Origin of the sequence: Variovorax sp. J22P240, assembly GCF_030316855.1 — a bacterium.
GTDB lineage: Bacteria > Pseudomonadota > Gammaproteobacteria > Burkholderiales > Burkholderiaceae_C > Variovorax.
This window is the reverse complement of record NZ_JASZYR010000011.1, coordinates 125,215-149,728: the sequence shown is the minus strand read 5'-3', so window position 1 is coordinate 149,728 and position 24,514 is coordinate 125,215. Positions and strand designations below refer to the sequence as shown.

The following is a 24,514-nucleotide window of genomic DNA, read 5'->3' as shown; positions in this document are numbered from 1 at the left end:
GGCCGCCTGGTGCCGGGCTGTTGCGAAGCCCAATGAACCCCAGCTATAAACCCAGCGACGTCGAGTCCGCAGCCCAGGCCCACTGGACCGCCGCCGATGCCTACCGCGTGACCGAGGACACGCGCAGGAAAAAGTACTACGCCTGTTCGATGCTGCCGTACCCCAGCGGCAAGCTGCACATGGGCCACGTGCGCAACTACACGATCAACGACATGCTCACGCGCTACCTGCGCATGAGCGGCTACAACGTCCTGATGCCCATGGGCTGGGATGCCTTCGGCCTGCCGGCCGAGAACGCGGCGCTCAAGAACGGCGTGCCGCCGGCGCAGTGGACCTACGAGAACATTGGCTACATGAAGAGCCAGCTCCAGGCCATGGGGTTGGCGATCGACTGGAGCCGCGAGATCGCGACCTGCGATCCGGGCTATTACAAGTGGAACCAGTGGCTGTTCCTGAAGATGCTCCAAAAGGGCATTGCCTACCGCAAGACGCAGGTCGTCAACTGGGATCCAGTGGATCAGACCGTGCTGGCCAACGAGCAGGTGATCGACGGCAAGGGCTGGCGCACCGGTGCGACCGTCGAACGGCGCGAGATCCCCGGCTACTACCTCAAGATCAGCGATTACGCCGAGGAACTCCTCGACCACACCCAGCACAAGCTCCCCGGCTGGCCCGAACGCGTCAAGCTGATGCAGGAAAACTGGATCGGCAAGAGCGAAGGCGTGCGCTTCGCGTTCACGCACAAGATCAAGGACGACAAGGGCGAGCTGATCCAGGGCGGCCGCATGTACGTGTTCACGACGCGTGCCGACACCATCATGGGCGTCACCTTCTGCGCCGTGGCGCCGGAGCATCCGCTGGCGCTGCACGCCGCGAAGGCGAATTCCAAGGTTGCCGCGTTCATTGAAGAGTGCAAGAGCGGCGGCACGACCGAGGCCGAAATCGCCACGCAGGAAAAGAAGGGCGTGCCCACGGGGCTCACCGTCACGCACCCCATCACCGAGGAGCAGGTTCCGGTCTGGGTTGGCAACTATGTGCTCATCGGCTATGGCGACGGCGCCGTGATGGGCGTGCCCGCGCACGACGAGCGCGATTTCGCCTTTGCCAACAAGTACGGCATCGAGATCATCCAGGTCGTGCTGGTCGACGACGAGCCGCACTTCGACTACCACCGCTGGCAGGACTGGTACGCCGACAAGCAGCGCGGCGTGACCATCAATTCCGACAACTTCAGCGGCATGCACTACGGCGAGGCGGTCAAGGCGGTCGCCCATGCGCTCGACCTGAAGGGACTGGGCGAGATGCAGACCACTTGGCGCCTGCGCGACTGGGGCGTGAGCCGCCAGCGCTACTGGGGCACGCCGATCCCGATCATTCATTGCGAAGAACACGGCGCCGTGCCGGTGCCCGAGAAGGACCTGCCGGTCGTGCTGCCGACGGATTGCGTACCCGATGGCTCCGGCAATCCGCTCGCGAAGCACGAAGGCTTCCATGCGGGCGTCGTCTGCCCGGTCTGCGGCAAGGCCGCGCGCCGGGAGACCGACACGATGGACACCTTCGTCGACAGCTCGTGGTATTTCATGCGCTACTGCGATCCGAAGAGCGACGGGGCGATGGTGGGCGACGGCGCGAAGTACTGGATGCCGATGGACCAGTACATCGGCGGCATCGAGCATGCGATCTTGCATTTGCTCTACGCGCGCTTCTGGACCAAGGTCATGCGCGACCTCGGCCTCGTGACGGTCGACGAGCCCTTCAGCAAGCTGCTGACGCAGGGCATGGTGCTCAATCACATCTACTTCACGCGTGGCGAGAAGGGCGGCAAGGACTACCACCCGCCGTCCGAAGTCACTCCCGTGCTCGACGCGCAGGGCCGCATCACCGGCGGTACGCTGGCCGACGGCACCCGGGTGGTGTACGGGGGCGTCGGCAAGATGGGCAAGACCGAGCGCAACGGCGTCGATCCGCAGGACCTGATCGAGAAGTACGGCGCCGACACCGCACGGCTCTACACGATGTTCACCGCGCCGCCCGAGGCGACGCTCGAGTGGAACGACGCGGCGGTCGAAGGCAGCTACCGCTTCCTGCGCCGGGTCTGGAACTTCGGTCTGTCGCTGCACGGTGCGGCGGCCGATGACGGCCCAGCCGGCAAGGCGCTCAAATTCGGCAAGGATGCCAAGGCGCTGCGGCACGAAGTGCACACCGTCTTGCGCCAGATCGACTACGACTACCAGCGCATGCAATACAACACCGTGGTGTCGGGCGCGATGAAGCTGCTCAACGCGCTGGAAGGCTTCAAGCCTGCCACGGCCGATTCGGGCGACCGTGCGGCCGTGCGCGAGGGCTTCGGCATCCTGCTGCGCTGCCTCTACCCGGCCACGCCGCACATCGCGCACCAGCTGTGGCAGCAGCTTGGCTACGACAAGGACATGGGCGATCTGCTCGATGCGCCCTGGCCCGTGGTCGACGTTTCCGCGCTCGAACAGGACGAGATCGAACTGATGCTGCAGGTCAACGGAAAGCTGCGCGGTTCGCTTCGCGTGCCGGCCGCCGCCTCGAAGCAGGAGATCGAGAAGATCGTGCTCGCGAGCGAAGTCCTCGCCAGGCACACCGAAGGCGCGACGGCCAAGCGCGTGATCGTGGTTCCGGGCCGGCTGGTGAACGTGGTCCTGTGAAGCGCATGAATTCACGCACCGCACTGCCGCGCCGTGGCCTCCTGGCCATGGCCGCGGCTTCTCTGGCGCTTGCTGGTTGCGGCTTTCAATTGCGCAAGGCGCCGGACTTCGCGTTCAACAGCATTGCCGTGCCGGGCAATACGGCGTTCGCGAACTACCTGCGGCGCAACCTGAGGGCGGCCGGCACGGTCCAGGTCCTCCCGGCCGATCAGGCCGACGAGGCGGAGGCCGTGTTCGAAATCCTGGGCGAGAGCCGCGAAAACATCGTGATCTCGACCAACGCCTCGGGCCAGGTGCGCGAACTCAATCTGCGACTGACCATTCGATTCCGGGTGCGCGGGCAAAACGGCAAGGAACTGATGGGCCCGACCGCGATTCAGCAGACCCGCGACATCACCTACAACGAAACCGCGGCGCTGGCCAAGGAAGGTGAGGCAGAGCTTCTCTTCCGCGACATGCAGACCGACATCGCGCAGCAGATCCTGCGTCGGCTCGCCGCGATCAAAGCCGCCTGAGATCCCGTGCAACTGGCGCCGGCCCAACTTTCCGCGCACCTCGCCAAGCGGGTGGCGCCGCTGTACGCCATCCACGGCGACGAGCCGTTGCTCGCGCAGGAAGCTGCCGATGCGATCCGTGCGGCGGCACGCACGCAGGGCTACACCGAGCGCAGTTCGTACACCGTGGCCGGCGCGCATTTCGACTGGAGCGCCGTGCTCGCGGCGGGTGGTTCGCTGAGCCTCTTTGCAGACCGGCAGATCGTCGAGATCCGAATTCCCTCGGGCAAGCCGGGCAAGGACGGCAGTGTGGCGCTGCAGCAGATCGCCGAGGCCGCGCAGGGCAACGACAACACCCTCACGCTGGTGATGCTGCCGCGCCTCGACAAGGCCACGCGCACCGGCGCCTGGTTCTCTGCACTCGAGAACAACGGTGTCAGTCTGCAGATCGAGACCATCGAGCGCACCGCGCTGCCGCAATGGATCGCGCAGCGCCTCGCACAGCAAGGCCAGCGCGTGAAGGCCGGCGAGGAGGGCCAGCGCACGCTGCAGTTCTTCGCCGATCGCGTGGAGGGCAACCTTCTCGCGGCGCACCAGGAGATCCAGAAGCTCGCGCTGCTGCATCCCGAGGGCGAACTGAGCTGGGAGCAGGTCGAAGGCGCGGTCAACAACGTCGCACGCTACGACGTCTTCAAGCTGTCCGAGGCCGTGCTGGCCGGCAACCCGCAGCGTGTCTCGCGCATGCTCGAAGGGCTGCAGGCCGAAGGCGAGGCCGAGGTGCTGGTGCACTACACGCTGGCCGAGGACATCCGCGCGCTGAAGCGCGTGAAGGACGCGATGTCGGCTGGCCGCCCATTGCCCATGGCGCTGCGCGAAAACCGGATCTGGGGTCCGCGAGAGCGGGCTTTCGAGCGCGTTCTGCCTCGTTTGGACGACCGTGCGCTCGCCCGCATGCTGCGATCGGCGCACGTGGTCGACGGCATCGTCAAGGGCCTGAAGCAGCCCGACTGGCCAGCCAACGGCTGGCAGGCCTTGCAGCGCCTGGCGTTGATGCTGTGCCGTGCCTGCGCGGGCGGCAAGGGCGCCTAGAGGCACCTTCGATGCACCAGTGCGGTGCACGACTGCCCCTTCACGCCCGCTGACCTTCGGGGTCACGGCACAATCCGGGGGATGAATATGTTGAATGTCCCCGAGTACGTGCGGACCCTCGGTGAGCAGGCCAAGCAGGCCTCCGTCCAGATGGCGCGCGCCGATGCCGCCACCAAGAACAAGGCCCTCAGAGCTCTCGCGCGCAAGCTGCGCGCGGTCGGCGGCCCGCTGGCCGAGGCCAATGCCAAGGATCTGGCCCGCGCCGAAGGCGCCGGCCTGTCGGCGCCGATGGTTGATCGGCTCAAGCTCACGCCGAAGGTCATCGAGACCGTCGCCCTGGGCTGCGAGCAGTTGGCAGCCATGTCCGATGTGATCGGCGAAGTGATCGGCATGAAGCAGCAGCCCAGCGGCATCCGCGTCGGACAGATGCGCGTGCCGATCGGCGTCTTCGGCATGATCTACGAGAGCCGGCCCAACGTGACCATCGAAGCCGCGAGCCTGGCGATCAAGAGCGGCAACGCGGCGATCCTGCGCGGCGGTTCGGAGGCGATCGAATCGAACAAGGCGCTGGCGCAACTGGTGTCCGAATCGCTCGCCGAGGCGGGCCTGCCGGTCGATGCCGTGCAACTGGTGCAGACCACCGACCGCGAGGCCGTGGGCCAACTGATCGCCATGCCCGAGTTCGTCGACGTGATCATTCCGCGCGGCGGCAAGGGCCTGATCGAGCGCATCAGCCGCGATGCCAAAGTGCCGGTGATCAAGCACCTGGACGGCAATTGCCACGTCTACGTGGACGACACGGCCGAACTCGACATGGCGCTGAAGATCGTCGACAACGCCAAGACACAGAAGTACAGCCCGTGCAACGCGGCCGAGGGGCTGCTCGTGGCTGCATCGATCGCCGAAACTTTCCTGCCGGAAATCGGCGCGATCTTCGCTGCCAAGGGCGTGGAGATGCGCTGCGACCCGGCTGCGGCGCGGATCCTGCGCGAAGGCCTGCACGCGCCGGGGCGATCGGTCGTGGATGCCGTGGAGTCGGATTGGTCGGAGGAATACCTGGCCGCCGTGATCAGCGTCAAAGTGGTCGAGGGGGTGGACGAAGCCATCGCGCACATCAACCGCTATTCGAGCCACCACACCGATGCGATCGTCACGCGCGACCACATGAATGCGCAGCGCTTCCTGCGCGAAGTCGACTCCGCCAGCGTGATGGTCAACGCCAGCACCCGCTTTGCCGATGGCTTCGAATTCGGGCTCGGTGCCGAAATCGGCATCAGCACGGACAAGTTCCATGCGCGCGGGCCGGTGGGTATCGAGGGGCTGACGTCGCTCAAGTACGTCGTTCTCGGCCAAGGTGAGGTCAGAACCTGACCCCGGTGTTTCCAAATTGAATGCGCGGCGTTGCTGCGGGTTGTCATCGGGGCATGCGGCCCCAAATCTACAATTCCGCTCTTAGCTCAAGCTGCAATCCAAGAAGGCCGCCGCATGGTCCCCCATCTCGTTACCGCCCTGACCGGCCCCATCAACGAACTCGAGCAGCGCATCCTCGATTCCACGCCGGCCATCGAGCGCTGGTTCCGGCTCGAATGGATGGAACACACACCGCCCTTCTACAGTTCGGCGGACATCCGCAATGCCGGCTTCAAGCTGGCGCCGGTCGACACCAATCTCTACCCGGGCGGCTGGAACAACCTGACGCAGGAGATGCTGCCGCTGGCAGTGCAGGCTGCACAGGCGGCGATCGAGAAGATCTGTCCCGAGGCGCGCAATCTGCTGGTGATTCCGGAGAACCACGCGCGCAATACCTTCTACCTGGCCAACGTTGCGCAACTGGTGCGCATCTTCCACATGGCGGGGCTCAACGTGCGTGTGGGCTCCATCGACCCGGCGATCAAGTCGCCCAAGAAGATCGAGCTGCCGAATGGCGAGACGGTGTGCCTGGAGCCGGTGGTGCGGAGCAAGCGGCGCCTCGGCCTCAAGCACTTCGACCCCTGCACCATCCTGCTCAACAGCGACCTCTCGGCCGGAACGCCCGGCATCCTCGAAGACTTGCATGAGCAGTACCTGCTGCCGCCGCTGCATGCCGGCTGGTCGGTACGCCGCAAGAGCAACCACTTCCACAGCTACGAAGAGGTCTCCAAGCGCTTCGGCAAGCTGCTGGGCATCGATCCCTGGCTGATCAATCCGATGTACGCCAAGGCCGGCGACATCAGCTTCACGAGCGGCCAGGGCATAGACGTGCTCACGAGCCACGTGGATGCGCTGCTCACCAAGGTGCGCCGCAAGTACAAGGAATACGGCATCAACGAGAAGCCATTCGTCGTCGTCAAGGCCGACAACAGCGCCCACGGCATGGGCGTCCTGACGGTGCGCGACGCCAAGGAAATCGAAGCGCTCGCCCAGCGGTCGCGCAACAAGGGCGGGGCCAAGGACGGCCAGGACCTGAACGACCTGATCGTGCAGGAAGGTGTGTTGACCAACGAGCGGGTGCACAACGGCGTCGCCGAGCCCGTCGTCTACATGATGGATCGCTACGTGGTGGGCGGCTTCTACCGGGTGCATGCCGAGCGCAACCCGGACGAGAACCTCAATCTGCCGGGCGCGAGCTTCGTGCCGCTGGCGTTTTCGGAGAGTGCGCACTTACCGCAACCGGGTGCGAAGCCCGGGGCCAGCGCCCCGAACCGCTTCTATATGTACGGTGTGATCGGCCGGCTGGCGATGGTGGCGGCCAGCTACGAGCTCGAGGCGACCGATCCCGATGCCGAAGTCTATGAATGATTTCGTGCTACACCTTGCGAGCCTTCGCGACAGCGGCAAAATAGCGACCCCATAGCAACCGCAAAATTGAGGGTGGAGGTGATGCGACGGCCATTCAGGCCGGCGACGCGCCCGGGCGAACATGTCCGACAGAGCCCTTTGCATCGACCTCGTGTCCGCCCCCAAATCCTCCTCCCTCGCGTTGATCATCGCGGCCGTCGGCGTCGTCTATGGCGACATCGGCACCAGCGTGCTTTATTCCGTCAAGGAGGTGTTCGGCCACGGTCACGTTCCCTTCACCGTCGAGAACGTCTACGGCATCCTGTCGATGTTCTTCTGGACGCTGACGGTGATCGTCTCGCTCAAATATGTGGTGCTCGTGCTCCGGGCCGACAACGAGGGCGAAGGCGGCCTGGTCGCGATGCTGGCCCTGGCCTCGCAGGCCGTGGTCGACAAGCCTCGCCTGCGCCAGGGGCTGCTGGTCATCGGCATCTTCGGCACGTCGCTCTTCTACGGTGACGGCGTCATCACGCCTGCCATCTCGGTGCTGTCGGCAGTCGAGGGCCTGGAGGTGGTGTCGCCGCAGTTCAGGCACTACGTGATCCCCATCACGCTGGTCGTGCTGTTCTGCCTGTTCGCGGTGCAGAAGCGCGGCACCGCGGGCATCGGTCGCTTCTTCGGCCCGATCACGCTCGTGTGGTTCGCGGCGATTGCGCTGCTCGGCGTGTCGCAGATCCTGAATCACCCCGAGATCCTGAAGGCGGTCAGCCCGCACTACGCGCTGCGCTTCATGTGGGACAACCCAGGTACCAGCTTCATCATCCTGGGCGCGATCGTGCTGTGCGTGACCGGTGCCGAGGCGCTCTATGCCGACCTCGGGCACTTCGGCAAGCGCCCGATTCGCGTCGCCTGGTTTTCGGTGGTGATGCCGGCGCTGACGCTCAACTACTTCGGGCAGGGCGCCCTGCTGCTGGAGAACCCGCTGGCCGTGCAGAACCCCTTCTTCATGATGGCGCCGGAGTGGGCGCTGCTGCCTTTGGTGTTCCTCGCCACGGCCGCCACGGTGATCGCATCGCAGGCCCTCATCACGGGCGCGTTCAGCGTCACACGGCAGGTGATCCAGCTCGGCTACCTGCCGCGCCTGAACATCGAGCACACCAGCGTGCGCACGGCGGGCCAGATCTACATGCCTTTCGTCAACTGGGGCCTGTTCGTCGCCATCGTGCTCGCGGTCGTCATGTTCCGCTCGTCGAGCAACCTGGCTGCGGCCTACGGCATCGCCGTGACCACCGACATGCTGATCACGACCGTGCTGACTTTCTTCGTGATCCGCTACGCGTGGAAGTACCCGCTGGTCCTGTGCGTCGCCGCGACCGGCGCCTTCTTCGTGGTCGACTTCCTGTTCTTCGCGTCGAACCTGCTCAAGCTGTTCGAAGGCGGCTGGTTCCCGCTGGTGATCGGTGGTTCGATCTTCATGCTGATGCTGACCTGGAAGGAAGGCCGGCGCCTCATGGGCGAGATGCAGCTGGCCGAGGCCATCGACTTGAAGGACTTCCTGGGCTCGGTGTTCGTGAATCCGCCGGCGCGCGTCGACGGAACCGCCGTGTTCATGACCGCGGAGCCGGGCGTGGTGCCCAATGCGCTCCTGCACAACCTCAAGCACAACAAGGTGATGCACGACCAGAATCTGTTCGTCACCGTGCGCAACCACGAGGTGCCTTGGATTCCGATGGACAAGCGCATCGAGATGGAGCCACTCGGCCACCATTGCTGGCAGGTGATCGTTCACTACGGCTTCAAGAACGACGTCGACCTGCCGCGCGCGCTGGAGCATGCCCGCCTGCGCGGATGCCAGCTCGAGGTGATGACGACCAGTTACTTCCTGTCGCGTGACGTGGTGATCCCCACGCTCGGCAGCGGCATGGCGCCGTGGCGCGAAAAGCTCTTTGCGCAGATGCATCACAGCGCGAGCGGCGCTGCCGACTTCCTGAACCTGCCGAACAACGCCGTGGTGGAGCTGGGCTCAAAAATAGAAATTTAGGCTCGCCCCCAGGCTTGCCCACTTCGTGTGGCCGCCCACCCCCTGCCGGGGGCAACACCAACGGCCCGGCGTAGCCGGTTCCGCGGTGTTTTTGGCCGAGATACCCCGGGGCACAATGGCCGACATGCGTTTTTTCAAGGATCTGAGCCTCTCGGCTTTCACCGCGGGCTTCGTCGCGGTGCTCGTGGGCTTCACGAGTTCGGTGGCGATCGTGTTCCAGGCCGCGCAGGCCTTCGGCGCCACGCCGGAGATGATTTCCTCGTGGATGTGGGCCCTGGGTCTCGGCATGGGCCTGGCGTCAGCGCTGCCCTCGCTGTGGTGGCGCAAGCCCGTCATGATCGCCTGGAGCACGCCGGGCGCGGCGGTGCTCGCGGTGGCCGGCGCGGGCTACGGAATGAACGAGGCGGTCGGCGCGTTCATCGTCTGCGCGGTGCTGATGACCCTCGCGGGCGCGACCGGCTGGTTCGAACGTGTGATGAACAGGATTCCGATGGCCCTGGCCTCGGCGCTGCTGGCCGGCGTGCTGGCTCGCTTCGGGCTGCAGGCGTTCGTTGCCGCGCAGACGGCGCTACCGCTGGTGCTGCTGATGCTCGGCACCTATCTGCTCGGCAAGCGGCTGCTGCCACGCTACGCCGTCCCGCTCACGCTGCTGGTCGCCATCGTCTTCGTGGCGGCACGTGGCGAACTCGCCTGGGGTGCGGTGCACTTCAGCGTGGCGATGCCGGTGTTCACGATGCCCGTCTTCACCTGGCAGGCGACCGTCAGCCTCGCGTTGCCGCTGTTCGTGGTGACCATGGCGTCGCAGAACCTGCCGGGCGTGGCTGCCATCCGCGCCGCGGGCTACGACCTGCCGGTGTCCAAGCTCATCACGATCAGCGGGCTCCTCACGCTGGTCTTCGCGCCCTTCGGTGCCTTCGCGCTCAACCTCAGCGCCATCACCGCGGCCATCTGCATGGGCCGCGAGGCGCATGAAGACCCCGCGCGGCGCTACACCGCGGCGGTGAGCTGCGGCGCGATCTACGTGTTGATCGGCCTGTTCGGCGCCGCGGTCACCGGGCTGCTGACGGCGTTTCCGAAAGAGCTGGTCGCCGCCATCGCCGGTCTGGCGCTGCTAGGCACCATCGGGAGCGGACTCGCGACAGCGGTGCGCGATGAATCGCACCGCGAGGCCGCGCTCATCACTTTTCTCGTCACGCTCTCAGGCGTCACGCTCGTGGGCATCGGTTCTGCCTTCTGGGGCGTGGTGGCGGGCGCCGTCGCGCTGGGCATCCAGCAACTCGGCCGCAAACCCTTCGCCGGCAAGGACATCGCCGCTGCCTGCAAGATCAAGCTGGACAACCGGGCCGCTGACGAAGCGGCGCCTTCCCAGTCTTCCAACATTTCCGCCCCGACCGCGGGAAAGACCTCCTGAAATGCACATCCTCTTCGTTGCCGACCCGCTCGAGCACTTCAAGATCTACAAGGACACGACCTTCTCGATGATGCGGGAGGCGCAGCGCCGCGGCCACACCCTCTCTGCGTGCGAGCCTCGCGATCTGGGCTGGCAACGCGGCCGTCCGGTCACCGCCAGGTCGCGCGCCATCACGCTAACGGGTGATCCGGATGTCTGGTTCAGCGAAGCCGCGATCCTGGAGCGCCCTCTGCGTGAGTTCGACGTCGTCCTGATGCGCAAGGACCCGCCTTTCGACGCCGAGTACATCTACGCGACGCACCTGCTGGAGCAGGCCGAGCGCGAAGGCGCCCGCGTGGTGAACAAGCCGCGGGCCCTGCGCGACCATCCGGAGAAGCTCGCGATCATGGAGTTCGCGGAGTTCACCACACCCACGCTGGTGACGCGCGATGCGGCCGCCGTGCGCGCCTTCCACGCCGAGCACCAGGACATCATCCTGAAGCCGCTCGACGGCATGGGCGGCATGGGCATCTTCCGCGTGAAGGCCGATGCGTTGAACCTCGGCTCGATCGTCGAGACGCTCAACAAGAACGGCGCCGAGACGATCATGGTGCAGCGCTTCGTGCCGGAGATCTCGCAAGGCGACAAGCGCGTTCTGGTGATCGGCGGCCAGCCGGTGCCCTACAGCCTCGCGCGCATCCCGCAAGGCACGGAGGTCCGTGGCAATCTCGCGGCGGGCGGCAAGGGCGTGGCCCAGCCGCTGACCGAGCAGGACCGCAAGATCGCCGAGGCCATTGGCCCGGTGCTGAGTGCGCGCGGCCTGCTGCTGATCGGCCTGGACGTAATCGGCGGCTCGCTGACCGAAATCAACGTCACCAGCCCGACCTGCTTTCAGGAGATCACCGAACAGACCGGCTTCGACGTGCCGGCCATGTTCATCGATGCGCTGGAAGCGCTGTTGAAGACGGCTTGACGGGTACGGACGGACCCGCCGCCAGCATCATCAGAATTCGACGGAAGCCGTCAAAGTGAAGGTGAGCGGGTTGCCGAGCACGAGGTAGCCGGCGCCCGGATAGCCACCCACCGATGCCCAGTAGTTGCGATCCGCCACGTTGTTGATGCGGCCTCGCACCGTCAGCAGCTTGCCCGACACTTCCGTGACGTAGCGCGCGCCGATGTCCAGGCGCCCCCAGCCGGGAACGCGCAAGGTGTTCAGATCATCCGCGTAGCTGGCGCCGGTCGCGATGACGCGGCCGTCGAGCGTGAGGCCCGGCACGCCCGGCACGTCCCATTCCACCCCGATGGTGCCTTGCTGGTTCGGCACGCCGATGACCTTGTTGCCGTTGGTCGCGATGTTGCCGGTGTTTCGTTGCTCGGCATTGAGGAAGGTCACCCCGCCCAAGATGCGGAAGCCCTTGATCGGTTCGCCGAAGACATTGAGTTCGAGACCCTGGTGGCGGTCCTGGCCTTCCGCCACGAAGAATCCGGCCGCATTGCGCAAGGCGCGCGGCTTCTCGATCGAGAACAGGGCGGCCGTGGCGCCGAGCCCGGCGCTTTCGTACTTGACGCCGATCTCCTTCTGTTTCGCGACATAGGGCTGCAGCGTCTCGCCCACGTTGACCACCGGAAGTCCGCCGACCTGCGCGGGCGCGGTTTCGCCCGGGGCGAGGTTCTCGACGTAGTTCCCGTAGGCGGACACTTCCTTGGTGACCTTGAAGACGAGGCCCGCGGCGGGGCTGGTATGGCTCTCGTCGTTGCCGCCCGAGCGCACGCCGGTGTCGTAGGCGAAGTTGTCGATCCTGAGGGTCTGGCGACGTGCTCCCAGCGTGAACAGCAAGGTGTCGTCCATGAAGCCCATGGTGTCGCCGACGACGTAGCTCGTCAGCCGCTTCTCCTGCGTGAGCGCCGGGTTGGCCAGGTCGTTGCCGCCGAATGCGAAGGGGCCGAACGCGGGCAGCGGCGAATAGACGGGGTTGTAGAGATTCGTGGCCTGGGTATTGAGGAAGTCGAAGCGATAGGCGTTCTTGCGCTCCGAATTGAAGTAGTCGTAGCCGGCCACCAGCGTGTGCTTGACCGAGCCCGTCCTGACCGTGCCGCGCACGCCCACCTGCGCGGCCTTCACGTCCTCATCCGCCGTGTTGTCGAACCGGTACGTGGTGCCGGCGCCGGTGAGTGCGTTGTCCACCGTGATGTTGGCGAGCGAATTGGCTTCGCTGCCGCTGCGCGCGCCAGCGGCGAACCAGCCGGTGACGTTGTCGCTGAAGTCGTACTCGCCCCGCACGGTGCCGAAGGTGTCGCGTTCGTTCGAATAGGTCCAGGGCTGCGCCCAGTTGGTCTTGGCATCCGGCGCCGATGGCACCAGGACGAGGTTGCTCGCCAGCGCGACGTTGGTGCGCGTCTGGCTCAGGCGATGGTCCTGGTAGCCGATGTCGGCCGAGAGCCGGGCGTTCCGGCTGCGCCAGTCGAGTCCGACGGATGCCACGTCGAGTTCCACGTTTTCGTGGTCGACGCCCGTGCCGCCGTCCCGACGGGCCGCGTTGACGCGGATGCCTACGCTGTCGTCAGGTCCGAACCGGCGCGCGATGTCGGCCGCACCGTAGAACTGCGAGCCGGTGGAGCCTCCGAGCGTGAGTTGCGTGAGGGGTTCGTTGCCGGCGCGCTTGGGCAGCAGGTTGACCGAGCCGCCGATGCCGTCGCCTCCTGGGGCCGAGCCGTTCAGGAAAGCACTGGGGCCGCGAAGCACTTCCACTCGCTCGAACAGTTCAGACGAGATGTATTGGCGCGGCAGCAGGCTGTAGATGCCGTTGTACGCAATGCTGTCGGAACCCAGCAGGAAGCCGCGGATGAAGTACGTCTCCTGGAAGTTGCCGAAACCGCGCGCCACGCGCACGGAGGGGTCGTTGAGCAGCACGTCGCCCACGCTGCGGGCCTGCTGGTTCTGGATCAGTTCGTTGGTGTAGGTCGTCGCGCTGAAGGGCGAATCCATGTTGTCGAGCGTGCCCAGAATCCCGATGCGCCCGCCGCGCGCCACTTGTCCGCCCGCGAAGGGCTTCGTCAGGCCGGCTGCGGACGCGTCCGCGCTGGCTTCGACCGTCACGGTGGACAAGGTGCCGCCGCCCGCTTCGGCGGGTGCGGCCGGTGTCGTTTGCGCCGTCGCGATCAGGGCCTGCAGCGCGAGGGCGGTGGCGAGGGTGACGGGGCGAAGGGGAAAGCGGACTGAACGCATGGGAGGCTCTTTTTTTGAACGGGAATGAGAATGGTTATTATCTTCGTCCGCATGCAGGCGAAGGTTCTCAAGCGCTCGAAAAGAGTCCGCCGCGTTGTTTTCAAGTCAAACAGCGCCCCTGTGGCGAGGCTGGCGGGGGCTCAGCCGTTGCGCCGCCCGTCCACGAACACCGCCAGCTCCTGCGGCGCGAAGGCCGTCCAGGTCTCGTTCGTGGTCAGTGGCGCCGTCACCACCACGGCGACCCGATCGTTCGGCGTGGTGTGCTGAGCGAAGTCGATGCTGAGGTCCTCGTCGGACAGCTCGGCCGTCACGAAGGGATGCTTGCGCTCCACGTACCAGAGATGCGTCGATGCGTGCGCCCACAAGGCCTGCCCGTTCGACAGCATGAAATTGAAGGTGCCCTGCGCAGCCAGACGGGGTGCCAGCTCGCGCAGCGTGAGCGTGAGTTCATCGACGCTCGGCACGTCCGCGTGGGACTTGGCCAGCTCCTGCATGATCCAGCAGAAGGCGTGTTCGCTGTCGGTGCTGCCTACCGGATGGAAGTTGCCGTGGAGGCGCGGCCGGAAGTCCTTGAGGTCGCCGTTGTGCGCGAACACCCAGTAGCGGCCCCACAGCTCGCGCACGAAGGGATGGCAGTTCTGCAGGTTGATCGCGCCCTGCGTCGCCTTGCGGATGTGCGCGATGACGTTGCGGCTCTGGATCGGATAGCGCCGGATCAGTTCCGCCACCGGTGACTCGCACGCCGGCTGGTGGTCGACGAAATGCCGCAGGCCGCGGTCCTCGAAGAAGGCGATGCCCCAGCCGTCGGCATGGTGGTCTGTGCGACCGCCCCGCTGCGCGAACCCCGTGAAGCTGAAGGTCACGTCGGTCGGCGTGTTGCAATTCATTCCCAGAAGCTGGCACATAGGCTTACCCCCAGGCTCGCGCACTTCGTGTCGCTCTCAACCCCCTTGCAGGGGGTGCTCCCGGCGGCCCGGCGGAGCCGGTTCCGCGGGAGCCTGCGGGGGCGGTGCGCCTTGCGCGGCCGGTGAATGGGATGGTGGTCAATTTGGGTCGAGGTTAATCGACGGGGGGGCGTCACGGTTGTTCGGGGCCTTCTCCCGCAGCTGCCATGCCGCGCAGATCGCCAGAGCGCACAGAGCCGCCAGCATGGCGAACACTTCGTCGAACGCGGCGATCCGTGCAGGGCTGGTGGCCACGTTGGCCAGCGAGTCCCCGTGCGCCGCCAAGCGCCATTCGAGCACGATCGCGCAGAGGCTCACCCCGGCGGCGCCGCCAAGCATGCGCAGGAAATTGATGGCGCTCGCGCCTTGCGGAATCAGCGGCTTGGCCAGCGGCCGCATCGAGCCCAGATTGAGCGAGGGCAGGATGAAGCCCAGCCCCACCCGCCCCACGATTGCGAACACCACCAGCAGCCAGAGGGCACTGTCGATGCGCAGAACCATCATCAGCGCGAAGGAGGCCGCCAGCAGCCCTAGGCCAGTGCAGACCAGCAGGTAGGTCGGATGCTTGTCGGCCAGCCGCCCGACGCCCGCGATCGTCAACGCCAGTACGATGCCCGCCGGCAACAGGATCGTGCCGACGTGCGAGGCCGACAGATGCAGCCCGACCTGCATGTAGACCGGCAGCAGGTAGGTCGAGCCGAAAAGCGCCGTGCCGTAGATGAAGGCCACCACGCTGCCCATCGCGAACTGCCGGTACTTGAACAGCGCCAGGTTCATCAGCGGCAGGCCGCCCGTCGTCGCGAGACGCTTCTGCCACGCGATGAAGGCGGCGAACGCGATGGCCGCCGCAGCCAGCAGCGCGACAGCCTGCCATGGCGAATCGCCGCGCAGTTCCACCAGCCCGTTGAGAAGACACAACGTGCCGACCGTGCCGAGCGTCAGCCCGCGCCAGTCCAGCCCACCGCTGCGGGCGGCCACCACGCCGCCCGGCGCGGTGGTCGGCACGAACTTGAAGGCCAGCCAGATCGAGCTCAGGCAGAACGGCACCACCATGAAGAAGATCGAGCGCCAGCCGAACAGGTCGACCAGCACCCCGCCGATGCTCGGACCGATGGCCGGCGCCAGCACGACCCCCATGCCGAAGATCCCGCTGGCGCGGCCCTGCTCGTGCGGCTCGAAGGCGCGCAGGATGATGATGGCCGGGATCGGCTGCACGACGCCCGCCGCGAGCCCTTCGGCCACCCGCGCGATCAGCACCAGCGAGAAGTTGTTCGCCAGTCCGCCCATCAGACCGCCCACCAGCAGCAGCACCATGGTGCCGATGTAAGTGCGCCGGTAGCCGTAGCGCGACAGCAGCCAGGGCGTGGTGAGCATCGACACGGTCATCGCGACCATGAAGCCCGAGCTCACCCACTGCGCCCGCTCCTGCCCCAGCGCGAAGTGGTGACTCATGCCGGGTATCGCGACGTTGACGATGGTCGATGACATGATCGAGGCCATCACGCCCACCATCACGGAAAACAGCAGAAGCCAGCGGTAGCGCTCGCCATAGCGGCTGCTGAGGGATTGCACGGGAGGATTGTTCATGGGGCGGAACCGGCTCGGGCCGTCCTACAAGGATACGGGCGTTTGAGCACCGCATCGGCATGTCGCTCGCGTCCACAATGAGTTCGCGTCGTCCCGACTTTGACAAGAGATCTGCCGCCATGGAACCCGAGAACGACAACAACGAAGACCTCGCCTTCTCCGCCGAACCCGCGCCGTCCCTGGCTGCGGAGCTCCAAGCGCCCAGCGTCAGCCGCGCCTACCAGTGCCAGTGCGGCCGCCCCGTGTTCCTGCGCAACAGCCAGTGCCTCGCCTGCCAGACGCCACTGGGCTACGTCGTCGAAAGCCTGGGCGTGGTTCCGCTCGCGCCGGCCACGCACGAAGGCGCCGAGCCGGACGCGTTTACCGTGTTCGGGGATACCCACGGCAAGGCATACCGGCGCTGCGCCAACCTGATGACCGAGGCGGCCTGCAACTGGATGGTTCCCGCGCCGCGCGAAGGCGACGACCCCGGCTTCAACACCGACGGCCTGGTGCCCGGCCTCTGCATTTCATGCAGCGTGACGCGCACCATCCCGGACCTCTCCGTCGCAAGCAACGGCGACCTGTGGCGCAACCTCGAACTGGCGAAGCGGCGGCTGATCTCCCAGCTGTTCGCCCTCGGCCTGCCGGTGGTGACGCGCCTGAGCGATCCGGTCCACGGCCTGGCCTTCGACTTCCTGAGCCACATGCCCGGTGGCCCGCACGTGATGACCGGCCACGAAATGGGCGTGATCACGCTCAACGCTGAGGAGGCCGAAGACGCCGTGCGCGAGCGCATCCGCGCGGAGATGCGCGAGCCCTATCGCACGCTGCTCGGCCACTTTCGACACGAGATCGGCCACTACTACTGGGACCTGCTGGTCCTCCCGACGCCGTGGATCGACAGCTTCCGCGAGCTTTTCGGCGACGAGCGGGCCGACTACGCCACGGCGCTGCGCAACCACTACGACAACGGCCCTGCGCCGGACTGGGCCAACCGCTTCGTGACCAGCTACGCCAGTTCGCACCCCTGGGAAGACTGGGCCGAGACCTGGGCGCACTACCTGCACATGGCCGATACGGCCGATACGGCGATGAGCTTCGGGGTCGACGCGCAGAACGTCGAACTCACGAGCGATCTCTTCGAGCTGGCCGATCTCTGGCAGCCCGAAGACCCCAACGCGGGGAAATTCCTCGATTTCCTGAACGGCTGGGTGCGGCTCACCAACGTACTCAACGAGTTGTCGCGCAGCATGGGGCAGCCGGACTACTACCCCTTCGTCCTGCCGCGCGCCGCCGTCGGCAAGCTGCAGTTCATCCACGAGGTGATCACCGAGCAGCGGGCGCGCGGCGGGCTGCCGGCGATGGTGTCGCACAACGACCTGGCTGCGCCGCCAGAACCGGTTGCGGAGTCGGCTGCGGATGCGCCGGATACCGTCCAGGCGCCGGCTTCTCAGTCCTGAACCACCGCCAGCGCAGCGCATCGCGCGCAGATGCAGGCGAGGCGGCGCTTCTCGGCAGGCACCCGCGCGAGCAGATCGGCGCTGAAGTCGGCTTCCATGCACCAGCACGGCGGCTGCGCCTGGCCGGTCTCGCGCGCGAGTTCCATCGCGCAGCGATTCGTTTCGCCGCACAGGGGGCAGCGGGACGGATCAGGCCCTGCAACTTCGCGCATCACTTGACCTCGAAGGCCGGCAGCTTCTTGTCGACCGCGATGTTTTGCAGCGTGACGTAGACCGGCAGGCCGTCGCGGTAGGCCGGATAGTCCTCGCCCTGGATCAGCGGCAGCAGATAGCGCCGGCACTTGTCCGTGATGCCGTAGCCATCCTCCGAAATGAAATCGCGCGGCATGAACTTCTCGGCGTTGGCCACCGCATCGAGCGGCGCCGTGCCGATGCTGTACGCATAGGGCTCGTCGGAGGTCCGGTCGATTGTCGGCATCACCGAGTTGCGGCCTTCGAGCGCGAGCTCGACTGCGCGTTGCCCGAGTTCATAAGCCTGGCGCACATCGGTGGCCGATGCGATGTGCCGCGCCGAACGCTGGAGGTAATCGGCCACCGCCCAATGAAACTTGTAACCCAGCGCCTCCTTGACCATTTGCGCCACCACCGGTGCCGCACCGCCGAGCTGGGCGTGACCGAAGGCGTCCTTGGTGCCCTGCTCCGCGAGGAAGGTGCCGTCCGGGTGATGGCAGCCTTCGGACACCACCACGGTGCAATAGCCGTGGTACTTCACGAACGCGTCGACTCGCGCGAGAAAGGCCGGCTGGTCGAAGGGAATCTCCGGGAACAGGATCACGACCGGAATGCCGTGGTCCGCCACGAGCCCGCCGGCAGCAGCGATCCAGCCCGCATGGCGCCCCATCACCTCGATCACGAACACCTTGGTCGACGTAGCCGCCATGGAGCGCACGTCCAGCGAGGCTTCGAGCGTGGACACCGCCACGTACTTCGCGACCGAGCCGAAGCCGGGGCAGCAGTCGGTCAGCGGCAGGTCGTTGTCGATGGTCTTCGGCACGTGGATCGCCTGCAGCGGATAGCCCAGCGATTGCGACAACTGGCTTACCTTGAAGCAGGTGTCTGCCGAATCGCCGCCGCCGTTGTAGAAGAAATAGCCGATGCCGTGCGCCTTGAAGACCTCGATCAGGCGCTCGTACTCGCGCCGGTTCTTCTCGAGCGACTTGAGTTTGTAGCGGCACGACCCGAAGGCACCCGAGGGCGTGGAGCGCAGGGCCGCGATCGCCTCGGTCGACTCGCGGCCGGTGTCGATCAGCTCCTCGGTCAGCGCGCCGATGATGCCGTTGCGGCCGGCGTACACGTTGCCGATGCGATCGGGATGCTGGCGCGCCGTCTCGATCACGCCGCAGGCCGAGGCGTTGATCACGGAGGTGACGCCGCCGGACTGGGAGTAGAAGGCGTTGAGGATGGGCATGCGGCATTGTCCCGCAGCCCTCCGTCGGATGCCAGTGCCCAGGCTTCAACGTCCGGGCAGGCCCATCGAACGCGTGATCACCTCTTTCATGATCTCGTTCGTGCCGCCGTAGATGCGCTGCACCCGCGCGTCGGCATAGGCGCGCGTGATCGGGTACTCCCACATGAAGCCGTAGCCGCCATGCAGTTGCACGCATTCATCCATCACCTTGCACTGCAGATCGGTGGTCCAGTACTTGGCCATGCTGGCGGTCGCAGTGTCGAGCTTCTCCTGCATCAGCAGTTCGATGCACTTGTCGACGAAGACCTGCGCCACCTGAACCTCGGTCTGCAACTCGGCCAGCGTGTAGCGCGTGTTCTGGTAGGCGCCCACGGGCTGGCCGAAGACCTTGCGGTCCTTCACGTAGGCCACCGTCTGGTCGATAGCGGCCTGAGACGCCGCGACCGCGCTGATCGCGATCTGCAACCGTTCCCACGGCAACTGTTCCATCAGGCAGACGAAGCCGCGGTTTTCCTGCACCGCGCCGCCGAGCAGTGCATCGGCCGGCAGCCGGACATCGTTGAAGAACAACTCCGATGTGTCTTGCGCCTTCAGGCCAAGTTTCTTCAGGCGCTTGCCCTTCTCGAAGCCCGGCATGCCGCGCTCCACCAGGAACAGGCTGGTGCCCTTGGCGCCGCCGGCCGGATCGGTCTTGGCAACCACGATCACCAGATCGGCGTGCCAGCCGTTGGTGATGAAGGTCTTGCTGCCGTTCATCAGGTAGCTGCCGTCCGGCTGCTTCAGCGCGGTCGTGCGCACGCCTTGCAGGTCGCTGCCGGCGGCCGGCTCGCTCATCGCGATGGCGCCGATCATCTCGCCGCTAGCGAGCTTCGGCAGATAGTGCTTCTTCTGTTCCTCCGTGCCGTAGCGCAGGATGTACGGCGCCACGATCTCGCTGTGCAGCGCGTAGCCGATCCCCGTGAAGCCGCGGACCCAGAGTTCCTCGAACTGGATCACCGAATAAAGCAGGTCGGCGCCCGCGCCGCCGTATTCCTCGGGCAGAGCCATGCAGAGAAAGCCGTTCTCGCCGGCCTTGTCCCAAACCTTGCGGTCGACGTAGCCCTGCTCTTCCCACGCGTCGTGGAAGGGTGCGATCTCCTTGTCCATGAAGCGGCGGAAGCTGTCGCGGAAGGCCTCGTGGTCGGGCGTGAAAAGGGTGCGTTCAATCATGGTCATGAGCGTTTCGGAAACACGGGAGCGCGTTTTTGCAGGAAGGCCATCACGCCCTCCGCGAAGGTCGGTTGTTCGATCAGCTCTCGCTGGCGCTCGCTCTCGTAGTGGAGCTGGTCCGGCAGCGAGTGGCGCTCCGACTGCTCGATGGCCTTGCGCGCCTCGATCACCGCATGCACCGGCAACTGCGCCAGCCGTTGCGCGATCTTCGAGGCTTCGAGCAGCAACAACTTGTCGTCGATGCAGGCCCAGATCAGCCCCCACTGCGCCGCCGTTTCCGCGCCGAGCTTCTCGTCGAGCAAGGCCATGCCCATGGCGCGCGCAGGTCCGACGCGACGCGGGATGAACCAGGTGCAGCCGAGGTCCGGCACGATGCCCAGCTTGGGCAGGAAGGGCAGGTAGAAATACGCGCTGCGCGCAGCCACGACGATGTCGCACGCCAGCGCCAGGCCCACGCCCGCGCCGGCCGCGGGGCCGTTGACCGCGCAGACCACCGGCACTGGCAGCGCGCGCAGTTCCTCGATCAGGGGGTTGCTCATCGACTGCATCCAGTCGGCCGTCTGGTCGCCGAGCGTTTTCCCCTCCACGGGTTCTCGCATCGCGCTGAGGTCGGCGCCCACGCAGAAGGCCTTGCCGGCGCCGGTGAGCACGACGGCGCGCACGCTGCGGTCATGGCGCACGCGCGCGAATGCCTCGCGCAGTGCCGTCTGCAGTTCGAGCGCGATCGGATTGAGCTTGGCCGGCAGGTTCAGCGTGATCGTCGCGATGCCGTCGTTCAGTTCGTAGAGGACGGGGCTCATGTCAAAGCCTTTCCACGATGGTGACGTTGGCCATGCCACCGCCTTCGCACATGGTCTGCAGGCCGTAGCGCTTGCCACGCTGGCCGAGCGCATTCACCAGCGTGGTCATCAGCTTGGTGCCCGAGGCGCCCAGCGGATGCCCCAGCGCGATGGCGCCTCCGTTCACGTTCAGCCGCGCGGCGTCGGCGCCCAGTGTCTGCAGCCAGGCCAGCGGCACCGGCGCGAAGGCTTCGTTGACTTCGTACAGGTCGATGTCCTCGATCCTCATGCCCGCTTTCGCGAGGGCGCGTGCGGTCGCCGGAATCGGCGCCTCCAGCATGATTACGGGGTCGTGTCCCATCACGCTCATGTGGTGGATGCGCGCGAGCGGCTTCACGCCCAGCGCCTTCAGGCCGCGCTCGTTGACGACCAGAACGCCGCTGGCGCCGTCGCAGATCTGGCTCGCAGTGGCGGCGGTGCAGCGCCCGCCCTCGGCGATCAGCTTGACGCCGGCGATGCCTTCGAGCGTGGCGTCGAAGCGAATGCCTTCGTCGACGGTGTGCATCTCGCCGCTGGCCGAACCGTCGGCCAGTCGGATCTCTAGCGGCACGATCTCGTCCTTGAACGCGCCTTCGCGGCTGGCGGCGATGGCGCGCCTGTGGCTCTCGAAGGCATAGCGGTCGAGCGCGTCCTTCGAGAGGCCGTAGTTCTTCGCGATCATCTCGGCGCCGGTGAACTGGCTGAATTCCACGCCGGGATAGCGCCGCTGCATCGCGGGGCTCATGTAGATGCCGAGGCCGGCCTTGGCCGGCAGCGCGTTGGGCGTGAACATAGGCACGCGGGTCATGCTCTCGACGCCGGCCGCGATCACCGCGTCCATGGTGCCCGACATCACCGCCTGCGCCGCGAAATGCAGCGCCTGCTGGGAGGAACCGCACTGGCGGTCGACGGAAGTGCCCGGCACCGATTCGGGCAGCTTCGACGCCAGCACCGCATTGCGCGCAACGTTGGTCGCCTGTTCGCCGACCTGGCTGACGCAGCCGAGGATCACGTCCTCCACTGCGGCGGGATCGATGCCGCTTCGTTCAACCAGTGCGTCGATGACCTGCGCTGCCAGGTCGACCGGATGCCAGCCCGCGAGCTTGCCGCCGCGGCGGCCACCGGCGGTGCGCGCGGTGGCCACGATGTATGCCTCTGCCATGGAATGTCCTTCGTCCGAGAAATGGGGGCCCGGCGCGAAAGGTGCATCCATGGCCGCGAGCGTTGATGGTTCAACGCCCGGGCTCTGGGGTCAAGCCGGGGTCATCCCGTGGGGCCACAGTCGCCAGGGCGACGCAGAGCGTTCCGGCCGTGCGCGCTCCGCCGCCACCGTGAGGCGTTCGGCGGTGAAACGCACGCACGAGGGCTCCAGCGCTGCCACCAGCGCGCGCCGGTGCACGTCGCTGCGAAATCGCTCACCCTCTTCGAGGATGATGTCGCGCGGGTCGTGATCGAGCGTGATCCACAGGCTGCCGGCCTGGCATTCGATGTCCACGTCATGGGCATCGGGCAGGGTGAAGATGGATTTGTTCGGCAGGCTCAGACTGAGGCGTTGCGGGCGGGTGTTCATCGCAGGCTCCTTGGCATTCGTCATGAGAATGAATATAGTGAGCCGAGCCCCCTGTGTCATACGGTCATTCGGAACTCGTTGCATGCATTCAGAGAATGCGAAGACCCCTGCGCCCGCGGTCGAACTACCCCCGTTGGAGCTGCTGCGCAGCTTCGAGGCTGCCGCGCGGACGCTGAGCTTCACCCAGGCCGCCGCCGAGGTGTTTCTCACCCAATCGGCGGTGAGCCGGCAGATCCAGCAGCTCGAAGCCAGCCTCGGCGTGCTGCTGTTCGAGCGCCGCCATCGCGCACTGGCGCTCACCGAGGCCGGACGTGTACTGCAGCGCGCCGTGGTCGAGAGCCTGGAACGTCTGCGCGACGCCACCGCCCGGCTCCGGGCGGCGCCGGCCATGCGGCAGGTCGCGATCACCACCACGCCGGGCTTTGCCTCTCTGTGGCTCATTCCCCGCCTCGCGCATTTCACGGCCGACCACCCGCTGGTCGACGTGCGTGTGTCCGCGACGCTCGACGTGCTGGACTTGGAGCGCAGCCGTATCGACGTGGCAGTGCGCTTCGTGCCGATCACGCGCGGCACCGGGGCGACGCTGTTCGAAGAGTCCGTCATGCCGCTGTGCGCTCCGCGCATCGCTGTCGCCTTGCACGTGCCAGGCGATCTGGTGGAACAGACCCTGCTGACCGTCGACATGCCCAACCATGCCGAGGCGCCCACGGTCGACTGGGAGCCTTGGCTCGAAGTGATGGGGCTGTCCGACCTGCGGATGAAGAACACCATGCGCTTCACGCAGTACGCCGACGCTGTCGCCGCGGCAGTGGCCGGCCAGGGTGTGGTGATCGGTCGTCTCCCGCTGCTGCGTGAGCTGGTTCAGACCGGGCAGTTGGTGGCGCCGTTCAGCGAGGGCGCGGCGTCGCGGCGCGGCTATTTCATCGAGACCTCGCGCCGTGCGGCAGGCAATCCTGACGCCCAGGACTTTGTGCGCTGGCTGCGCGTCGAAGCTGAAGCGGCGCAGAGGGGCTGAGGAAGGGGCTTTGCCACGGCATTACAGTCGGGGCAACGCATTCGCCCGTTGGGCCCCCGATTCCGCAGACAAGAAATCTCGATGACTCCGACCCCCGAAACCGTCCCCGCACCCGCACCCGCCGCCGCCCAGAAGGGCGGCCGCGAGCGGCAGAACGCCAAGCCGAAGAACGCCAACCCGAAGGTGCCCCAGCGTGCGCGCAAGGTTCATCCCGCCCTCGAAAAGCTGTTCGAGCTGTATCCCAAGATGTTCGGCGCACGCTTCCTGCCGCTAAAGCTCGGCGTGTACCAGGAACTGCTGGCCCTGCATCCAGACGAGTTCAAGAAGGACGATCTCAAGATCGCACTCGGGCTTCATGCCCGCTCCACGCGCTACCTCGAGGCCGTCGCGGCCGGCGAGCAGCGCCACGACCTGAACGGGCAGCCCGTCGAACCCGTTGCGCCCGAGCACGTGCATCACGCCATCCTCGAAGTCTTCAAGCGGCGGCAGGCCCGCTCCAATGAAGATCTTCGGCCCAAGCTGCGCGCCCGTCTGATCGAGGCCATCGAGGCCTCCGGCCTCACGCGCGAGGAATATGTCCTGGCCGTTCGCACGGCTGACGAAGCATCGAGCGCCGTGCTCGACGAGGCCTTTGCGGAAGTCAGCGCACGGACCGCGAAGCGCGAGGCGCTGCAGCGCGCCTTCGAGGCCAGCGGCCGGACCGTGGCTGAATTCGCGGAGATGTACGGAATGGATCCGGCCGAAGTCGGCCGAATCCTGGAGCGCGCGCGGCCTCGCGCGCAATCCTAG

At 66.3% G+C, this 24,514-nt stretch carries 20 protein-coding genes; 11 read left to right on the top strand and 9 right to left on the bottom strand.

The features are described 5' to 3' along the window. Window positions 1–32: 32 nt before the first annotated feature. From leuS to gshB, 8 genes are all read left to right on the top strand, one after another. Entirely contained in the window at window positions 33–2,675 is a 2,643-nt protein-coding gene (gene leuS / locus QTI24_RS23145) for a leucine--tRNA ligase (protein ID WP_286603651.1), read from the top strand. A gap of 5 nt (window positions 2,676–2,680) precedes the next feature. After that, window positions 2,681–3,190 (top strand): LPS-assembly lipoprotein LptE, encoded by a 510-nt coding sequence (locus QTI24_RS23140; RefSeq protein ID WP_286603649.1) that lies wholly within the window; start codon window positions 2,681–2,683, stop codon window positions 3,188–3,190. Window positions 3,191–3,196: 6 nt separating this feature from the next. Continuing rightward, window positions 3,197–4,258: a DNA polymerase III subunit delta gene (gene holA / locus QTI24_RS23135; protein ID WP_286603647.1), complete on the top strand. Its 1,062-nt coding sequence runs from the start codon at window positions 3,197–3,199 to the stop codon at window positions 4,256–4,258. Between the two features lie 81 nt (window positions 4,259–4,339). Next, window positions 4,340–5,629: a glutamate-5-semialdehyde dehydrogenase gene (locus tag QTI24_RS23130; protein WP_286603646.1), complete on the top strand. Its 1,290-nt coding sequence runs from the start codon at window positions 4,340–4,342 to the stop codon at window positions 5,627–5,629. 114 nt (window positions 5,630–5,743) lie between these two features. Beyond that, window positions 5,744–7,036: a glutamate--cysteine ligase gene (gshA, locus tag QTI24_RS23125; protein ID WP_286603645.1), complete on the top strand. Its 1,293-nt coding sequence runs from the start codon at window positions 5,744–5,746 to the stop codon at window positions 7,034–7,036. Between the two features lie 151 nt (window positions 7,037–7,187). Beyond that, window positions 7,188–9,056: a potassium transporter Kup gene (locus tag QTI24_RS23120; RefSeq protein WP_286603644.1), complete on the top strand. Its 1,869-nt coding sequence runs from the start codon at window positions 7,188–7,190 to the stop codon at window positions 9,054–9,056. 124 nt (window positions 9,057–9,180) lie between these two features. Further along, entirely contained in the window at window positions 9,181–10,467 is a 1,287-nt protein-coding gene (locus tag QTI24_RS23115; RefSeq protein ID WP_286603643.1) for a benzoate/H(+) symporter BenE family transporter, read from the top strand. A 1-nt stretch (window position 10,468) separates the two neighbouring features. Next, window positions 10,469–11,419 (top strand): glutathione synthase, encoded by a 951-nt coding sequence (gshB, locus tag QTI24_RS23110; RefSeq protein ID WP_286603642.1) that lies wholly within the window; start codon window positions 10,469–10,471, stop codon window positions 11,417–11,419. Between the two features lie 30 nt (window positions 11,420–11,449). On the opposite strand, the gene QTI24_RS23105 is transcribed toward gshB, so the two are convergent. From QTI24_RS23105 to QTI24_RS23095, 3 genes are all read right to left on the bottom strand, one after another. After that, a complete protein-coding gene (locus tag QTI24_RS23105; protein ID WP_286603641.1) occupies window positions 11,450–13,672 on the bottom strand; it encodes a TonB-dependent receptor in 2,223 nt (740 codons plus the stop codon). 140 nt (window positions 13,673–13,812) lie between these two features. Then, window positions 13,813–14,577 (bottom strand): class II glutamine amidotransferase, encoded by a 765-nt coding sequence (locus QTI24_RS23100; protein ID WP_286603640.1) that lies wholly within the window; start codon window positions 14,575–14,577, stop codon window positions 13,813–13,815. 138 nt (window positions 14,578–14,715) lie between these two features. Next, window positions 14,716–16,203, bottom strand: coding sequence for a DHA2 family efflux MFS transporter permease subunit (locus QTI24_RS23095; protein WP_286603639.1), 1,488 nt, complete (start codon window positions 16,201–16,203; stop codon window positions 14,716–14,718). Between the two features lie 119 nt (window positions 16,204–16,322). On the opposite strand from QTI24_RS23095, the gene QTI24_RS23090 reads away from it, so the two are divergent. Then, window positions 16,323–17,645, top strand: coding sequence for a zinc-binding metallopeptidase family protein (locus tag QTI24_RS23090; RefSeq protein ID WP_286603638.1), 1,323 nt, complete (start codon window positions 16,323–16,325; stop codon window positions 17,643–17,645). On the opposite strand, the gene QTI24_RS23085 is transcribed toward QTI24_RS23090, so the two are convergent. The 6 genes from QTI24_RS23085 to QTI24_RS23060 form a co-directional block, all read right to left on the bottom strand. Beyond that, window positions 17,636–17,857 carry a cysteine-rich CWC family protein gene (locus QTI24_RS23085; protein ID WP_286603636.1) on the bottom strand — a complete coding sequence of 74 codons (222 nt, stop codon included), beginning with the start codon at window positions 17,855–17,857 and terminating at the stop codon, window positions 17,636–17,638. The two genes, QTI24_RS23090 and QTI24_RS23085, sit on opposite strands and share 10 nt — an antisense overlap. Further along, window positions 17,857–19,113 carry a 6-phosphofructokinase gene (locus QTI24_RS23080; protein ID WP_286603635.1) on the bottom strand — a complete coding sequence of 419 codons (1,257 nt, stop codon included), beginning with the start codon at window positions 19,111–19,113 and terminating at the stop codon, window positions 17,857–17,859. The genes QTI24_RS23085 and QTI24_RS23080 overlap by 1 nt, the downstream gene beginning before the upstream one ends. Before the next feature lie 45 nt (window positions 19,114–19,158). Beyond that, window positions 19,159–20,322 carry an acyl-CoA dehydrogenase family protein gene (locus QTI24_RS23075; protein WP_286603679.1) on the bottom strand — a complete coding sequence of 388 codons (1,164 nt, stop codon included), beginning with the start codon at window positions 20,320–20,322 and terminating at the stop codon, window positions 19,159–19,161. Between the two features lie 2 nt (window positions 20,323–20,324). Further along, window positions 20,325–21,122, bottom strand: coding sequence for an enoyl-CoA hydratase-related protein (locus QTI24_RS23070; protein WP_286603634.1), 798 nt, complete (start codon window positions 21,120–21,122; stop codon window positions 20,325–20,327). 1 nt (window position 21,123) lies between these two features. Beyond that, a complete protein-coding gene (locus QTI24_RS23065) occupies window positions 21,124–22,302 on the bottom strand; it encodes an acetyl-CoA C-acetyltransferase (RefSeq protein ID WP_286603632.1) in 1,179 nt (392 codons plus the stop codon). Window positions 22,303–22,392: 90 nt separating this feature from the next. Beyond that, window positions 22,393–22,710 carry a DUF2917 domain-containing protein gene (locus QTI24_RS23060; protein WP_286603631.1) on the bottom strand — a complete coding sequence of 106 codons (318 nt, stop codon included), beginning with the start codon at window positions 22,708–22,710 and terminating at the stop codon, window positions 22,393–22,395. Between the two features lie 82 nt (window positions 22,711–22,792). On the opposite strand from QTI24_RS23060, the gene QTI24_RS23055 reads away from it, so the two are divergent. After that, window positions 22,793–23,725: a LysR substrate-binding domain-containing protein gene (locus tag QTI24_RS23055; RefSeq protein WP_286603630.1), complete on the top strand. Its 933-nt coding sequence runs from the start codon at window positions 22,793–22,795 to the stop codon at window positions 23,723–23,725. 81 nt (window positions 23,726–23,806) lie between these two features. Beyond that, window positions 23,807–24,514, top strand: a complete 708-nt coding sequence (locus QTI24_RS23050) for a ProQ/FINO family protein (protein ID WP_286603629.1) — start codon at window positions 23,807–23,809, stop codon at window positions 24,512–24,514.

Bases quoted from the DNA above. Each gene is read 5' to 3' on its own strand.
- QTI24_RS23130 (WP_286603646.1), top strand. From the start codon at position 4,340: ATGAATATGTTGAATGTCCCCGAGTACGTGCGGACCCTCGGTGAGCAG.
- QTI24_RS23095 (WP_286603639.1), bottom strand. From the start codon at position 16,203: ATGAACAATCCTCCCGTGCAATCCCTCAGCAGCCGCTATGGCGAGCGC.
- QTI24_RS23100 (WP_286603640.1), bottom strand. From the start codon at position 14,577: ATGTGCCAGCTTCTGGGAATGAATTGCAACACGCCGACCGACGTGACC.
- QTI24_RS23075 (WP_286603679.1), bottom strand. From the start codon at position 20,322: ATGATTGAACGCACCCTTTTCACGCCCGACCACGAGGCCTTCCGCGAC.
- QTI24_RS23090 (WP_286603638.1), top strand. From the start codon at position 16,323: ATGGAACCCGAGAACGACAACAACGAAGACCTCGCCTTCTCCGCCGAA.
- QTI24_RS23055 (WP_286603630.1), top strand. From the start codon at position 22,793: ATGCATTCAGAGAATGCGAAGACCCCTGCGCCCGCGGTCGAACTACCC.
- QTI24_RS23060 (WP_286603631.1), bottom strand. From the start codon at position 22,710: ATGAACACCCGCCCGCAACGCCTCAGTCTGAGCCTGCCGAACAAATCC.
- leuS (WP_286603651.1), top strand. From the start codon at position 33: ATGAACCCCAGCTATAAACCCAGCGACGTCGAGTCCGCAGCCCAGGCC.
- gshA (WP_286603645.1), top strand. From the start codon at position 5,744: ATGGTCCCCCATCTCGTTACCGCCCTGACCGGCCCCATCAACGAACTC.
- QTI24_RS23140 (WP_286603649.1), top strand. From the start codon at position 2,681: ATGAATTCACGCACCGCACTGCCGCGCCGTGGCCTCCTGGCCATGGCC.
- QTI24_RS23070 (WP_286603634.1), bottom strand. From the start codon at position 21,122: ATGAGCCCCGTCCTCTACGAACTGAACGACGGCATCGCGACGATCACG.
- QTI24_RS23065 (WP_286603632.1), bottom strand. From the start codon at position 22,302: ATGGCAGAGGCATACATCGTGGCCACCGCGCGCACCGCCGGTGGCCGC.
- QTI24_RS23080 (WP_286603635.1), bottom strand. From the start codon at position 19,113: ATGCCCATCCTCAACGCCTTCTACTCCCAGTCCGGCGGCGTCACCTCC.
- QTI24_RS23115 (WP_286603643.1), top strand. From the start codon at position 9,181: ATGCGTTTTTTCAAGGATCTGAGCCTCTCGGCTTTCACCGCGGGCTTC.
- QTI24_RS23085 (WP_286603636.1), bottom strand. From the start codon at position 17,857: ATGCGCGAAGTTGCAGGGCCTGATCCGTCCCGCTGCCCCCTGTGCGGC.
- QTI24_RS23105 (WP_286603641.1), bottom strand. From the start codon at position 13,672: ATGCGTTCAGTCCGCTTTCCCCTTCGCCCCGTCACCCTCGCCACCGCC.
- gshB (WP_286603642.1), top strand. From the start codon at position 10,469: ATGCACATCCTCTTCGTTGCCGACCCGCTCGAGCACTTCAAGATCTAC.
- QTI24_RS23050 (WP_286603629.1), top strand. From the start codon at position 23,807: ATGACTCCGACCCCCGAAACCGTCCCCGCACCCGCACCCGCCGCCGCC.